This window comes from Sphaerisporangium perillae, from assembly GCF_023276435.1.
Taxonomy (GTDB): domain Bacteria; phylum Actinomycetota; class Actinomycetes; order Streptosporangiales; family Streptosporangiaceae; genus Sphaerisporangium; species Sphaerisporangium perillae.
Map to the genome: position 1 here is coordinate 22,773 of NZ_JALLPO010000009.1, position 15,503 is coordinate 38,275.

Genomic DNA, 15,503 nt, shown 5'->3' on the forward strand with positions numbered 1-15,503 from the left:
TCCAGGTCGAGGGGACAAACGTGGCGTTATGGGGAGTAATAGTCGGTTTGTTCCCTACGCTCAGCCGGAGCCGTATTTGACAGAGTCAGGTGAGGACCTCCTCCGCAAGGCCCTCACCGGGGGGATCGCAGAGCTCACCGGTTCCAAGCGCCTCATCGTGTTCGAGATCGCCGCGGAGGGCATCACCGCCTTCGACGTACGCCGCGACGAGACCGGTACGCCACGCGGCCGGGTCGGGCCGGTGATGCCCTGGAAGGACTCCGTCACGTCCTCGGCCGAGCGGGCGGTCGCCATGACCTCGGCCCTGTCCGGCGAAGCCATGGTCATCCTGGTGTGCCCGTCTCCGGACAGCCCGCCGGTCGATCAGGCGATGGAGTCGCTACGGGCCGCACGCCCGGGGGTGCTCACCTTCGCCGAGTCGGGCGTGAGGGTTGCCGAGCTACTCCGCCAGGTCATCGCCGACGAGCCGCTGTGGCAGTCGTACGACCTGGTCGTGCTGCAGCGGCATCCGGTGACGGGCGGGATCCGGTTCGCCGGCCATCCGATGTTCCGGATCGAAGCGCGTCGTGGAGAGCTCGCCGAGTTCGCCGTGGACTGCGAGCCGGGCGACGAGCACGGCACCATGTTCGCGGTCGCGGCCTGGCAGGGCCCCCGGCCTCGCCTGCTGTCGGTTCACGCGGCGAGTCTCCCGCCCGGGCGGCACCGGATCGTCGCGGAGCTGGAGCGGCCGGGACGGGTCCTGTTCCACGAACCGCCGGGACTCGTCAGGTGCGACCGCACCTGGGACGAGCTGGTCGCCTCGGTGCCGCCCCGGCTGGATCGCCCGGCGGATCCGGCGCACCTGATCTGCGCTGTCGAGGTCGGCGGCCCCAGGAGCCAGGTGGCCGAACGGCTCAGCCGCGTCGGCCAGCTCGTCACGGCGATGGCCGACGACCTGTTCATCGGGCTCCGGGTGTCGCTGATCGCCTATGGCACGCACTCGTTCGAACGGAGAATCCCCGACGAACCGGTCCACGTGGCGTGCTGGCAGGTCTCTCCTGAGCAGGCTCAGGACTCCCTGCGGCGCCTTGAGGAGCGTCATGATCTCCGCATGCCCGCGGGCGGAGCCACGGCGCGGGGGTACGCCTACGCGGCGCAGGTCGAGGACATGCTGGCCGAGGTGACGCGCAGGCTCGACTCCGGCAGCCATGTCCGGACGGTACTGCTCACGGTCGGGGACCGGCCACCGCACCCGCCACGCGCGCACCCGTCGGAAATCCTGCCCTGTCCGCACAGGATCGACTGGGAACAGCATGTGCTCCGGCTCGAACGTCACCCCGCCCTGGTGTTCGGGGCGATCTGCGACCAGCCCCCCGAGCGTGCGCACCCCATCTGGTCCCGGCTCGGGCGGGAAGCGCTGGCCCACCTGGACGCCGTGGACGTTCACGGACTCAGCGCCGACCTGGGCCTCACTCCGCCGCAGGTGCAGCGATTCCCTCTCCCCTTCCTCGCGGTGCCGTGACCAGGCATCGACGAAACAGTTCGAATGAGGTCATACATGCCCCTTGAGCATGGACAACCGGCGCACTCCGATCACAACATCGCGATCTGGGGCGCCCCGGGCAGCGGCAAGACCACGTTTCTCGCCGCCCTGAACATCGCGCTCATCCTCAAAGAGGGTCCATGGAAGGTCATCGGCGCCGACGGCCCCTCCCGCGACTTCCTGATCGAGATGACCAGCGTACTGTCCCAGCATCAACGTTTTCCCGAGGCGACCCTGACTCTCGGCCACTACCGGTGGTTTCTGAGCAGACAGCCCGAGAAGAAAGGCAGAGGCTGGGGGTTCGGGCGAAAGCCGTCCCCCGATCACCGGATCGGCCTCGACGTGCTGGACGCGCCGGGCGGCTTCTACCGTGCCAAACGCACCGGTTCCGGAACCGACCGGGAGGAGCTGCTCAGCAATCTCGAACGCAGCAGAGGAATCGTCTACCTGTTCGATCCGATCCGTGAATTCAAGGACGGCGACGCGTTCAATTACCTGCATGGCGTGCTGACCGATCTCGCCGGGCGAATGCTCGCGAAAAACCGGTTCGGCGACGACATGCTGCCCCACCATCTCGCGGTGTGCGTCACCAAGTTCGACGAGCTCAGAATTCTGGAGACGGCGGAGAAGCTGGGACTACTCGCGCCGGACCCCGACGATCCGCACGGCTTTCCCCGGATCGACGACGACTTCGCGGAGGAGCTGTTCCAGCAGCTTTGCAGCGTGTCCGCCACCGGCAACGCGAGGATGGTCGTGCCCGCTCTCAAGCAGTTCTTCCGGCCGGAGCGGATCAAGTTCTTCGTGACCTCCTCGATCGGTTTCTATCTGGACCCGGCGAAGGGGGTCTACGATCCCGACGACCCTCAGAACCTGGTTCCAGAGGCCCCCACGTCCCCGGGCGATTCCCGGAGTACCGGTATCGCACCTGCCGGCAAGTTCCGGATCCGCGGCCAGGCGCACCCGATCAACGTGATGGAGCCGATGCTCTGGCTCGGACAGCGGATGTCCTCCGACCGGCGACGCGGGGAGGCCGGAGGGTGAGCCGTGAGATGAGGGTCACGGCCGAGTGGGCGGTGTGGGGAAAGCGCCCCGGCACGTGGGACGACTACGAGATCCTGCACTGCAGCGAGGGGCAGTTCAGCCACGACGACTTCCGCGAAATCATGATCAAGTGGGCGCCGGGGACCTTGGCGGACCTGCCACAGGTGACGATCAGCTGGGTCAACGGCCGCGGTGACGTCGCGCACGTCGGATTGGCCATCCAGAGCTGGTCCGGTCAGCTGGACGGACTGGGCAGGCCGATCGCCGTCACCACCTACTACTGCGTCCCCTATGCCCAGATCGCCGGCGGGCCGGTGTCCTACGAGGGGCTGTACCGTGCCTTCAGCGAGTGCGCGCTGCCGGTGGACGCCCCGCTCACGCTGAACATCCCGGTGCTCGAACCCCGTGACATCGCCGGCAGGGTCGACGAGACGGCCATGGGAGCGGCGGCGCTGCTGCTCGCCGACGAACCGGTCTGCGTCGTCGGGGGCGAGTTCCTGCCGCTGCCCGATCGGCTGCGGTACCTGGACACCGTGGCGGCGCTTCTCCCCTACGGCCTGCGGACGAGGCTCACGGCCTCCACCTGGACCGACAGCTCGACCAAACACCGGATCAAGCTCTCGTTCGCCAAGCATCCCCTGGAGGGAGCGCGCTCGGTCACCTGGGGGACCCCCGAGAGCGATTCCCACCGCTGGACCGACATCACTCGCCATTACTTCGACCTGCTGACCAGGCGTTCCCCTGGCGAACTCGTCAGGAGGCTCGCCCGGCAGACAGAGCCGGTGTCGTTCAAAGAGGCTCCGAAACGGGCTCTGGCGCTGCTGGACGACTCCACGCACACGCTGGTCCACAGTGTCCCGTCCTCGCACAGGGGCTACGCCATCGAGGACGACCTGCACCAGTGCGCCGACCTGCTCGAAAAGGGGCGGCTCGATGAGGTCGGCGAGATCGTCGAACGACTCCGGTACAACGGCCGCACCCATGAGGCCACCGAAGACGAGCGGGAACGCTACCGGGAGATCGTCGAAGGACGGCTGCTGGCGAAGGGGCGGGCCCTGCCTGCCGACGTGGTGGACGCCTTCTATGGCATGACGCTGGTCCTCGCCTATGGCCGGGTGCTCACCGTCGAGGCCATGGAGAGGGTCCAGGAGGCGGCCGGGCAGTGGAGCCTGCCGCTGATTGAGGCGATGCGGCGCATGCCGGCCGCCGAGCCCGCCGTCTCGGTACGGCTGGCGATGCTCCTCGGCGGTGTCGGGCAGGCCCAGGTGCTGGAGTCGATGCAGACCCCGGACCTGGTCGAGGCCGCCGCGCGGGAACCCTTCGACCCGGCGCTCATAGGTCTCGTGCACGAGCAGCTCGTCGAGCGAGGCGGCGACGGCGGCGGGGAGGATGGGGAGTTGGCCCCGGCGCTGGGCAGGCACGCCTATCTCGCGTCCGCGTCCGCGGCGCTGCACGCGCGGGACCCTGAAGCCCATTTCCACTCTCTGCGGCAACTGCTGGTCGCGGCGTACGGGCGGGGTCTGGACCAGAAGGCGGTCAACGAGATCGTCTCCGGTGTCCTCGACTTGCGATACGCGACGCTGATCACCGCCATGGCCGCCTTGTACGGAAAGGGCGCCGAGCGGGCGCTGGTGAACGCCGTCCAGAGCCGGGCTCAGCTGGACCGCGAGACCAGGTACTACATGCTGGAGCGGTTGTCCGACCCGGCTCCCGAGGTCGCGCCCGAGCCCGAGCCTAGGCGTGGCCATCGGCTGCTCCTCCGCGGGGACAGGCGGCACGAGCGGTCCGCCCGCGGCCACCGCAGGGCCTCGCCACCCGATCGGCTGATCCCGCCGGCAGGCTGGGTTCTGCTCACCCTCCTCGCGGCCGGGGTGGTCGTGGCCGTCGTCGTGATCGTCATTCTCCTGCAAGCACCCCACGGGTAGCGGTTCTCCTGGTGAGGATCTGTTGATGGTACGAGTGACCGCCGAATGGGCGGTGTGGGGCAGGCGCCCGGGTACCCGGGACGGCGACGAGATCCTGGCTTTCAGCCAGGGGCGGTTCAGCCGTGACGACTACGGCGAGATCATCGCCCGGTACGCGACGGGAGCCCCAGTGAACCTGCCGCAGGTGACGATGAGCTGGGTCGGCGGCGGTGCGAGCGCGCACATCGGCCTGGCCGTCCAGTCGTGGTCGGGCAAGAGGGACGGTCTCGGGCGGGACATCGCCGTCATCCGGTACTTCTGCGTGCCCTACGCTCAGCTCGCCGGTGGGCCGGTGTCCTACGAGGCGCTCTATCACGCGCTCGACGGGCGCACGCTTCCGTTCGACGGCCCGCTCACCGTCGAGGTGCCGTCGCTGGACGCCGAGCCGGTCGCGGCGGCTGTCGACGGCACCGCCAGGAGCGCGGCGGCGCTGCTGCTCACGGGGGCTCCGGTCTGCGTCGTGAACGCGGAGGCGGTGCCGCTGCTCAACCGGCTGCGGTTCCTCGACGCGGTGGCGTCGCTGCTCCCGTACGGGTTCAGAAGCAGGCTGACCGCCTCGACCTGGACCGACAGCGCGTCACGGCATCGGATCAGGCTGTCGTTCGCCAGGCATGCCCCGCAAGGGGCCCATTCCATCTCATGGGGCGAAACTGCGCCGATCAGTAAATATCCGGATATCGCCCAGCATTATCACGAGACCCTGGTGAACTGCCGCGATCTCACCGGACTCGTCAGACGCTTCGCGCGGGAGACCGAGCCACAGTCCATGAGGACGGCGGACCTCTCCCATATCCCCGGCCTGGCCGGCGCGGCACCGGCGGCTCGCCCGCCGTCCGCGGCCACCGCGAGCCAGATGGCTGCGACCCAGCCCGCCGAGGATGTGGAGGAGCCGGCCTCGACGCTGACATCGCTCAGCTCCAAGGAACTGATCAAGGTTGCGGTACGCAAGCCCATGGATCCGGAGGCCGTGCGCACGATGTGTTCGGAGCTCGCGAAGCGGGGGGACGATCCGGCCAATCGCGCGGCGATCAGTGAGGCACTTCGGCGGCGCGGACGGCTCGTGACGGCGATCCACCAACTCCATCCCGCCGATCCGGATGGCCAGGTCCGCCGGTTCCACGCCCTTCTGACCGCCGCCTATGGCCCGATGCTCGATCGCCCCGCGTTGGAGAAGGACTTTCTTTCGGAGTCCGGCCCGCCCTCGGTGTCGCTGCTCACCGCGTTGACGATGATGTGCACGCCGGACGCCCGCGTCGCGCTGGTGGAGAGCGTCTTCATGGACCTTCTCGGCCAGGCGGGCCTCACCCGCGACACCCTCGACCAGGTCCGGGCCGACCGGTTCGACTCTCATCGTCGCTTCATCCTCGATCGCCGGCACTGGAGCATGTGACGCGGCATCACCCCCGCCGCCGGTCGAAGGCGACCCCTGACTTCCGCTATGACGCCGGGTCACGATCTGGCACGCGGGATTATCGCATCGGCCATTGATCCGGTGTTGGCGCGAGCGTATGGTCCTCCCAACATTCGAGTACGCCTCATGTTTTGGGGGTTCTCAACATGCACGCACGTCTCCGGCGGACGATCACGGCGGCCTCCGCGCTCGCGATCCTCGCGCTGGCATCCCCCGTCGTGCCGGCATCAGCGGCCACCTACACCAACGACGACTACTGTCTCGGCCAGTGCGCCGACGTGTTGCCGCCCGGCGAGAACGGCAACGCCACCCTGGTGGAGATCCTCGCCAACCAGTCGCTCGGCACGATGCCGCGGCACAGCGACGACCAGCTCGGCAAGTACGCGAACCTCATCTCCGGCTACACCGGCCTGACCGACGACCAGATCGCCGCGTTCTTCAACGACGGCTCCTTCGGCGTGCCGGCCGGGCAGGTGGAGAGCACGACGAGCCCCCGCTCGGACGTGACCATCGTCCGCGACAAGGCCACCGGCGTCCCGCACATCACCGGGACGACCCGCGAGGGCACCATGTACGGCGCCGGGTACGCGGGGGCGCAGGATCGCCTGTGGCTGATGGACCTCATGCGGCACGTCGGGCGCGGCGAGCTGACACCCTTCGCGGGAGGCGCGCCGGGCAACCGGGCCCTGGAGCAGAGCGTCTGGCGCAACTCCCCCTACACCGAGGCCGACCTGCAGGCGCAGATCGACAGGGTGAGGGACTCCGGCACCCGGGGCGCCCAGCTCTACGCCGACGTGCAGAACTACGTGAGCGGCATCAACGCGTATATCGACCACTGCATGGCGAACCGCGACTGTCCCGGCGAGTACGTCCTGACGGGACATCTGGACGCGATCACGAACGCGGGCGGGCCCCAGGACTTCACCATGACCGATCTGATCGCGGTCTCAGGGGTGATCGGCGGCCTGTTCGGCGGAGGCGGCGGAGCCGAGATGCAGTCCGCACTGGTCCGGGTCGCGGCCCGTGCCAAGTACGGGACGGCCGCCGGCGACCAGGTCTGGGCGGCGTTCCGGGCGCAGAACGACCCGGAGGCCACCCTCACCCTGCACAACGGCCAGAGCTTCCCGTTCGGCGGCGCGCCCGGCGCCACCGGGGTCGCCCTGCCCGACCCCGGCACGACGGCTCCGGTGGACATCACCCAGAACGAGCAGGGATCGGCCACCAGCTCGGCCTCTGCGGCCAAAGGCGTCCTGGACGGGCTGACCGTCGACAACTCCAAGCCCGGCATGTCCAACGCCGTCGTGGTCTCGGCCGCCGAGTCGGCCTCCGGGCATCCGATCGCGGTGTTCGGCCCGCAGACCGGCTACTTCACCCCGCAGCTCCTCATGCTCGAGGAGCTCTCCGGTCCCGGCATCCGGGCGCGCGGTGTGGCGTTCTCCGGGCTCAACCTGTACGTGCTGCTCGGCCGGGGCACCGACTACGCCTGGAGCGCGACCTCCGCCGGCGAGGACATCACCGACACCTACGCGCTGCGGCTCTGCGAGCCCTCGGGCGGCACGGTGACCACCGCGTCGAACCACTACCTCTACCACGGCACCTGCACGGCGATGGAGACGCTGAAGAAGACCAACTCCTGGAAGCCCAACGTCGCCGACACGACCTCCGCCGGCTCCTACGACCTGGTGATCCACCGGACCAAGTACGGGCTGGTGAGCTGGCGGGGCACCGTCGGCGGCCAGCCCACGGCGTTCGCCGACCTGCGCTCGACCTACCAGCACGAGGCCGACTCGGCCGTCGGGTTCCAGATGTTCAACGAGCCCGCACAGATGGGGGACGCCGCCTCCTTCGCCGCCGCGGCCTCCGAGATCGGCTTCGCGTTCAACTGGTTCTACGTCAACTCCGCGGACGCCGCGTACTTCATGTCGGGCGACGTCCCGGTGAGGCCGGCGGCCGCGGATCCCAACCTGCCGATGACGGCCGACCAGGCGCACGAGTGGAGCGGCTTCGACCCCGCCACCAACACCGCGACCTACCTGGCGCCCGCCGCCCACCCGCAGACCGCGAACCAGGACTACCTGGTCAGCTGGAACAACAAGCAGGCCAAGGACTTCGGAGCGGCGGACGGCAACTTCAGCTTCGGGCCGGTCCACCGCGTGGACCTCCTCGACGCTCCGGTGAAGGCGGCGCTGGCCGGGACGGGCAAGCTGGACCGCGCGGGCACCGTCAAGATCATGGCCGAGGCCGCGACCACCGACCTGCGCGGCAAGGAGGTGCTGCCGCACCTGCTGCGGGTGATCAACAGCTCGGCCGTGACCGATCCCGCCCTGGGCTCGGCGGTCGCCAAGCTGTCGGCGTGGGCCACGGGCGGCGCCAGAAGGCTCGAGACCTCGCCCGGCAGCAAGACCTACGCGCACGCGGACGCCATCCGCGCGTTCGACGCCTGGTGGCCGAGGCTCGTCCAGGCGGAGTTCAAGCCCGGCCTGGGCGACGGCCTGTACCAGTCGCTGGTCAACGCCCTGCAGATCAACGAGTCGCCCTCCGGCCATCAGCAAGGCGACCTCTCCAGCGTGCCCACCTCGGCCAACGAGGCCCAGACGCACAAGGGCTCGTCCTTCCAGTACGGCTGGTGGGGGTATGTGAGCAAGGACGTCCGGTCGGTGCTCGGCGACCCGGTCGCGGGGCCGCTGCCCGCGAAGTACTGCGGCAACGGCACGGTGGCCGGTTGCCGCACGGTCCTGCTGGACAGCCTGTCGGCGGCGCTCGCCGAACCCGCCACCACGACCTACCCGGCCGACGACGCCTGCGCGGCGGGCGACCAGTGGTGCGCGGACGCCATCCGCCACTCGCCGCTCGGCGGGATCAAGCAGTCGCTGATCTCCTGGCAGAACCGGCCGACCTACCAGCAGGTGGTGTCGTTCCCCGCCCACCGCGGCGACCCGATCGCCAACCTCGCGGCCGGAGGGAGCGCGACCGCCTCCAGCTCGCAGCTCTTCCTGCTGTACCCGGCGAGCAAGGCCGTCGACGGTGACCCGACCAGCCGCTGGTCCAGCGCCTCCAGCGACGACCAGTGGCTGCGGGTCGACCTCGGGTCGTCGAAGCCCGTGGCCCGGGTCGTGCTGCGCTGGGAGGCGGCCTACGGGGCGGCGTACCGGATCCAGATCTCGCCCGACGGCTCCGCGTGGACCACGGTGTACTCCACCACCACGGGAAACGGCGGCGTGGACAACGTGACCTTCGCCCCGGCCACCGCCCGCTACATCCGCATGCAGGGCGTCACCCGCGGAACCTCCTACGGCTACTCCCTCTACGAAATGGAGGCCTACTCCCGCTGACTGGGCGCCCCACCGAGCGGGATAGGGGCGGCCACCCGGCGGAGGTAAGCGATCGCCCCACCAGCCGCAATGCGGGTGGTGGCCCACCAGCCGATCGGGGCCACAACGCGAACAGGGGCTGCAGTGGATCGACTCCACTGCAGCCCCCTGTCCGATTTCACCGCCCGGCCGCCCGGCGGCACCGCTCACACGGCACCCCGGCCGAACCGGGCTAGGCGGCCCCCCTGGGGTTGGGTCAGGCGGTGTTGGGTCAGGCGGTGCGGAGTCGGGCTCCTGTGCGGTCGGCGGCCAGGGCTACGGCGGCGTCGCGGGCGGCGGTGGTCTCCTCGACGATCAGGGTGCGGTCGGCGGCCCGGAAGCGCAGGGTGTACGCCAGGGACTTCTTGCCCTCGCCCACCTGCGACCCGGTGTAGACGTCGAACAGCCGCACCGACTCGAGCAGGGCACCCGCCCCCTCGCGCAGCGCCGCCTCCACCTCGGCCACCGGGACCTCGGCCGGGACGACCAGCGCGACGTCCTGCGTGGCGACGGGGTAGGCCGAGACCGGCTCGGCCTGGATCGGGCCGGGCAGGGCCGCCTCGAGGACGGTCAGCTCCAGCTCCATCGCGCAGGTGCGCGCCGGCAGGCCGTAGGCCTCGACGACACGCGGGTGCAGCTCGCCTGCGTGACCGAGCAGGGTCTCCCCGGCGTACAGCGCGGCGCACCGGCCCGGATGCCAGGGCTCGTGCCGGTCGGCGCGGATCGTGATCTCGACCCCGGCCTCGCGCGCGATCACGCGTGCTGCCTCGATGGCGTCGGCCCAGCTCGCCGGGCGGCCCTCGCCCCACCAGCCGGAGCGGTCGTACTCGCCCGCGAGCACGACGCCCACCCGCAGGGGCTGCCGGGGCAGCGCCGCCGCGATGGTCGCCAGCTCCTGCTCCGAGGGTCTGCGGTCGACCCCGAGCACCGGCGCCTTGGCCGGGGCGTCCGGCTCGGGCCGGTAGACCAGGCCGGACTCGAACAGCGCCACGTCGACGAACCCGCGCCCGACGTTGCGGACCAGGGTCTTCAGCAGCCCCGGCAGCAGCGTGGTGCGCATCAGCGGCTCGTCCTCGCTCAGCGGGTTCGCCAGCCGGACGGTCCTGCGCCGCGCGTCGCCGGCGGGCAGCTGGAGGTCGTCCAGGTCGCGCGTGCTGATGAACGGGTAGGCGAGCGTCTCGACGTAGCCGGCGGCGGCCAGCGCGCGGCCCACGCGGCGGCGCAGCCGCTGGACCTCGGTCAGCCCGGCCCCCGCGGGAGCGGCGGGCAGCACCGAGGGCAGCCGCTCGTAGCCCTCGAGCCGGATGACCTCCTCGGCCAGGTCGTTGGGGTCGGTCAGGTCGGGACGCCACGACGGCGGCGTCACGACGAGCAGCTCGGCCGGGTCGGGCCGGGCGGGGGCCTCGAGGACGTCGGCCGGGATCGCCGAAGGCGCCTCGGCGCCGTCCTGCCCGCCCGCCGCACCCTGGGCGACCACCGTGCAGCCGACCTGCTCCAGGCGGTGCACGACCGCGTCGCGACCGTAGGCGACGCCCGCGACCCGGTCGGGGTGGTCGGCCCGGATGACGATCGACGGCGGCTCGACGTCGGCGAAGGCGTGGGTGACCCCGGCGTCGGCCGTGCCGCCGCCGAAGGCGACCAGCATCTGCACCGCGCGCCAGGAGGCGTAGAGCGGGAGCTCGCGGTCGACGCCGCGCTCGAACCGGCGGGAGGCCTCGCTCACCAGGTTGTGGCGGCGGGACATGCGCGCCGTGCCGGTGGCCGAGAAGTGGGCGGCCTCGATGACCAGGTCGGTGGAGTCGTCCGCGATCTCGGTGTTGAGCCCGCCCATCGTGCCGGCCATCGAGATCGCCCCGGAGGAGTCGGTGATCAGGATGTCCTCGGGGTGGAGCTTGCGCACGACGTGGTCGAGGGTCTCCAGCGTCTCGCCCGGCTCTGCCCTGCGCACCACGATGGGCCCGGTCAGCCGGGAACGGTCGAAGGCGTGCAGCGGCTGGCCCAGCTCGATCATCAGGTAGTTGGTGACGTCGACGGCCGGCGAGACCGGCCGCATGCCGGCGCGGGCCAGGCGCACCTGCATCCACATGGGCGTCTCGGCGGAGGGGTCGAACCCGGACACCGAGCGCAGCACGAACCGGTCGCAGGCGGTCGGGTCGGCGATCGAGGCGGGGTAGGACTCCTCGGTGAACGATGGCGGCTCGATGTCGGCCGGGTCGCGCCACGGCACGCCGAAGGCGGTGGCGACCTCGCGCGCGACGCCCCGGATCGACAGGGCGTACCCGCGGTCGGGGGTGATCTCGAGCTCGATGACGTCGTCACGCAGGCCTAGCAGCTCGACCACGTCCGCGCCGAGGTGGGTGTCGGCGGGCAGGATGAGGATGCCGCTGTGGTCCTCCCCGATGCCCAGCTCGCGTGCCGAGCAGATCATGCCGTCGGACACGTGGCCGTAGGTCTTGCGGGACCCGACCTCGAACCCGCCGGGCAGCACGGCTCCGGGCAGCGCCACGGCCACCCGGTCGCCGACCGCGAAGTTGGTGGCGCCGCAGATGACCCAGCGCGGGGCGGCCTCGCCGACCTCGACCGAGCAGTAGCGGATGGGCTTCTTGAAGCCGGCGAGCTCCTCGATGGACAGCACCTCGCCGACGACGACGTTCTTGATGTCGTCGCCGACCGACTCGATCGACTCCAGCTTGAGCCCGGCCGCCGTGAGCTTCTCGGCGACCTCGTGGGCGGTGGCGGCGGGCAGGTCGACGTACTCCCGCAGCCAGGAGAGCGGGAACTTCATCAGGCCTCCATACCGAACGGGAGCGTGAAGCGCACGTCTCCCTCGACCATGTCTCGCATGTCCTCGGCGTTGTTGCGGAACATCAACGTCCGCTCGACGCCCATGCCGAAGGCGAACCCGCTGTAGCGCTCGGGGTCGACCCCGCAGGCCACCAGCACGCGCGGGTTGACCATGCCGCAGCCGCCCCACTCGATCCAGCCCTCGGACTTGCAGGTGCGGCAGGGCGGGTTGCCGGGGACGGCCGAGGCCCCCCGGCACACGAAGCAGCGCAGGTCCATCTCGGCCGACGGCTCGGTGAAGGGGAAGTAGTTGGGCCGGAAGCGGGTGCTGATGCCCTTGCCGAACATGACCTCGGCGAACCGGTCGAGCGTGCCCTTCAGGTGGGCCATCGTCAGCCCCTCGTCGACCGCCAGGCCCTCGACCTGGTGGAACACCGGGGTGTGGGTGGCGTCGAGCTCGTCAGTGCGGAACACCTTGCCGGGCGAGATGACGTACACCGGCAGGTCGCGCGAGAGCAGCGCGCGGATCTGGACCGGGGAGGTCTGGGTGCGCAGCACCATGCCGGAGTCGACGGAGCCGACGAAGAACGTGTCGTGCTCGGAGCGGGCCGGGTGGTCGGGCGCGATGTTGAGCGCGTCGAAGTTGAACCACTCGCCCTCCAGCTCAGGCCCCTCGGCGACCTCGTAGCCCATCGCGACGAAGGCGTCGGCGATGCGCTCTTGCAGGGTCGTGAGCGGGTGCCTGGCACCGCGCGGCCGGCGGTCCCAGGGGAGGGTGACGTCCACGGTCTCCTCGACCAGGACGCGCTCGTCGCGCTCGGCCGTCAGCACGGCCTGCCGGGCGGCGAGCGCCTCGCCGATGGCCTTGCGCGCCCCGCCGATGCGCTTGCCCGCCTCGGCGCGGGCCTGAGGCGGCAGCGCGCCGATCTCGCGGTTGGCGAGCGCGATCGGGGACCGGTCGCCGGCGTGCGCCAGACGCACTTGCTTGAGTTCGTCGAGGTCGGCGGCCGCGTCGATGGCGGCTACGGCTTCGGCCTCCATGCGCGCCACCTCGTCGGCGTGCAACGGCGTCACCTCGACCGGATCATAGGTGTTCGACAAGAGAGAGCTCCGTATCCAGGGCTTGAGCGGGCACGAGTCTAGTCCGTCCAGAGTGGCGGACCGGCCGGGAGAGAAGGGCTGTGGACAATCCCCGCGATCCAGGAAGAGCGGGAGGCCCTCACCATCTCCGCCGCGACCGCGAGCCCCCGGCCTCGCGGGGCCGGGCGCCGGTCACGACGCGGCCGGGCCGGCGAATGCCGGCGTGGTGCTTGCCCACCGGCCGTCCCGACGCCTCAGGCGAAGTCGGGGGTGCCGGCGGGCATGGTAAATCGGAACTCGGCGCCGCCACCGGGCGCCCGCTGCACGGTGATGGTGCCACCGTGGGCCTCCACGAGGCCCTTGACGATGAATAGGCCGAGGCCCGTGCCGCCGCGGCGACGCCCGTTGCCGCGCCAGAACTGCCGGAAGACGCGCGAGGCCAGCTCGGGTGCGACACCCTCGCCCTGGTCACGCACGGACACGGCAACTCCCCACTCGACAGGCTCCACCACTATGGTCACCGTACCTCGTCCGTGACGCACCGCGTTTTCCAGGAGGTTGCCGAGAATCTGGTCGATCTTGTCCTGGTCGAGCCACACCTCGGGCAGATCGCCACGGACCTCCAGCCGGAAGCGGTCCTCCGGCTCGCCCGCCGCCACCCGGCCCGCGATGATCTTACGCGCCCGGGCGGGGACGTCGACCACCTGCCGGTGGACCTGCAGCCGGCCCGACTCGATGCGGGACACGTCGAGCAGCTCGGTGATGAGCCGGGTGACCCGGTCGGCGTCGGCGTTGACCGTCTCGAGCATCACGCGCTTCTGGTCGTCGGTGAAGCGGCCCCACTTCGCCAGCAGGGTGGCGGTGAACCCCTTGACGCTGGTCAGCGGTGAGCGCAGCTCGTGGGCGACGGTGGAGACCAGGTCGGCGCGGCTTCGCTCCAGGCGGGCGCGCGCCGCCGCGTCACGCAGGGTGACCACGACCCGGACGACGTCGCCGCTCCGCGCGGGCGTGCGCACGAACCGGGCCGCCACCAGCAGCTCGTGACCGCCGGGCAGGTAAAGGGAGCACTCGGGCTGGCGGCTGCGGATGCGCAGCCCTCCGTAGGCGTCGAGCCACTTCCACCAGTCGCGGCCGTCGTCGTCGCGGAAGGGCAGGACATCGGGAAGGTATCTGCCGAGGGCGGCGTCGCTCCCCACCCCGGTCAGGCGGCTGGCCGCACGGTTGAAGGCGACCACCCGCCCCCGGCCGTCGGCCACGACGACGCCGTCGGGTAGGTCGTCGACCTCGATCGAACATGCGGCATCGGCGCCCCTTTGATGGGTTTGTCCGCCGCGCACTATCGCCTCCCTCGACCCCTACAGCGCCGACAATAGCGGGTTTCCCGTGCCGGACGGCAGCCCCGCGCCCGCGCGGGACCGCCTACCGTGTCCGGAAGCAGACTTGTTGTCCGGTAAGGATTCCGCCGGCGGCTCGCGGGGTCATCCGGAGCGCTGAGCCCGCGCGGAGGCGTACAGGCAGACCGCGGCCGCCGTCGCCAGGTTGAGGCTCTCGGCGCGCCCGTAGATGGGCACCCGGACGACCTCGTCGGCCAGGGCGAGGATCTCCTCGGGCAGGCCCCACGCCTCGTTGCCGAAGATCCACGCCGTGGGGCCCTTCAGGTCCACGTCGTCGAGCGTCTTGCTCCCCGCGCCGTCCGCCGCCAGGACGCGCAGTCCCTTCTCCTTCAGGTGGCGCACGGCCTGGGCCACCGGAGCCGAGGTGACGACGGGCAGGTGGAACAGGCTTCCCGCGCTGGCCCTGACGCACTTGCCGTTGTAGGGGTCCACGGAGGCGTCGGTGAACACCACCGCGTCGGCGCCCGCCGCGTCGGCGGTCCGCAGGACCGTGCCGGCGTTCCCGGGGTCGCGCACGTGGGCGAGCACGGCGACCAGGCCCGCGCCCTCGGTGACGCCCTCGGTCAGCGGGACGTGCACGAACCGGCAGACCGCGAGCAGCCCCTGCGGGGTGACGGTCTGGGCGAGCTCGGCCATGACCTCGCCGCTGGCGCCGAACACCGGCACCCCCGCCAGCCGGGCGGCGGTCACGATGTCTGCGTGCCGGATCTCGGCGTCGGCGGTGGTGAACAGCTCGACGGCCACGCCGGGCAGCGCCAGCGCCTCCCGCACGGCCTGCGGGCCTTCGGCGAGGAAGGCGCGGTCCCGGTCCCTGAAAGCCCGCTTGGTCAGGCGCTTGGCCGCCTTGACCCGCGGAGACTTGATGTTGGTCAGCTCGGACCCGGCCACGTGCCCCCCTTTCGAACTCCCGAACCGTTACAGCCCCCGTGCGGTTCGATCACGGAGACGGCCCCGCAA

Annotated in this window: 9 protein-coding genes; 5 read left to right on the top strand and 4 right to left on the bottom strand. The window is 70.9% G+C overall.

The window, feature by feature from the left end; all coding sequences use genetic code 11:
- Positions 1 to 76: 76 nt before the first annotated feature.
- The 5 genes from MYF83_RS10565 to MYF83_RS10585 all read left to right on the top strand — a co-directional run bounded on the left by MYF83_RS10565 (position 77) and on the right by MYF83_RS10585 (position 9,270).
- On the top strand, positions 77 to 1,501 hold the full coding sequence (locus tag MYF83_RS10565) for a hypothetical protein (protein ID WP_248960067.1): 1,425 nt from the start codon (positions 77 to 79) through the stop codon (positions 1,499 to 1,501).
- A gap of 36 nt (positions 1,502 to 1,537) precedes the next feature.
- Complete coding sequence (locus MYF83_RS10570; protein WP_248960068.1) at positions 1,538 to 2,563, top strand: hypothetical protein; 1,026 nt, start codon at positions 1,538 to 1,540, stop codon at positions 2,561 to 2,563.
- Complete coding sequence (locus MYF83_RS10575; protein ID WP_248960069.1) at positions 2,560 to 4,488, top strand: hypothetical protein; 1,929 nt, start codon at positions 2,560 to 2,562, stop codon at positions 4,486 to 4,488. Before MYF83_RS10570 ends, MYF83_RS10575 begins: the two co-directional genes overlap by 4 nt.
- Positions 4,489 to 4,513: 25 nt before the next feature.
- Positions 4,514 to 5,917 (top strand): hypothetical protein, encoded by a 1,404-nt coding sequence (locus tag MYF83_RS10580; protein ID WP_248960070.1) that lies wholly within the window; start codon positions 4,514 to 4,516, stop codon positions 5,915 to 5,917.
- A 167-nt stretch (positions 5,918 to 6,084) separates the two neighbouring features.
- Positions 6,085 to 9,270 carry a penicillin acylase family protein gene (locus MYF83_RS10585; RefSeq protein WP_248960071.1) on the top strand — a complete coding sequence of 1,062 codons (3,186 nt, stop codon included), beginning with the start codon at positions 6,085 to 6,087 and terminating at the stop codon, positions 9,268 to 9,270.
- Between the two features lie 250 nt (positions 9,271 to 9,520).
- Here the strand turns inward: MYF83_RS10585 and MYF83_RS10590 are convergent, their stop codons facing one another.
- The 4 genes from MYF83_RS10590 to MYF83_RS10605 form a co-directional block, all read right to left on the bottom strand.
- Entirely contained in the window at positions 9,521 to 12,073 is a 2,553-nt protein-coding gene (locus MYF83_RS10590) for a phenylalanine--tRNA ligase subunit beta (RefSeq protein WP_248960072.1), read from the bottom strand.
- Positions 12,073 to 13,113, bottom strand: a complete 1,041-nt coding sequence (gene pheS, locus MYF83_RS10595) for a phenylalanine--tRNA ligase subunit alpha (protein WP_248960247.1) — start codon at positions 13,111 to 13,113, stop codon at positions 12,073 to 12,075. The genes MYF83_RS10590 and pheS overlap by 1 nt, the downstream gene beginning before the upstream one ends.
- Positions 13,114 to 13,406: 293 nt before the next feature.
- Positions 13,407 to 14,489 (bottom strand): sensor histidine kinase, encoded by a 1,083-nt coding sequence (locus MYF83_RS10600; RefSeq protein WP_248960073.1) that lies wholly within the window; start codon positions 14,487 to 14,489, stop codon positions 13,407 to 13,409.
- Between the two features lie 141 nt (positions 14,490 to 14,630).
- Positions 14,631 to 15,434, bottom strand: a complete 804-nt coding sequence (locus MYF83_RS10605; protein ID WP_248960074.1) for a TrmH family RNA methyltransferase — start codon at positions 15,432 to 15,434, stop codon at positions 14,631 to 14,633.
- Positions 15,435 to 15,503: the final 69 nt, after the last annotated feature.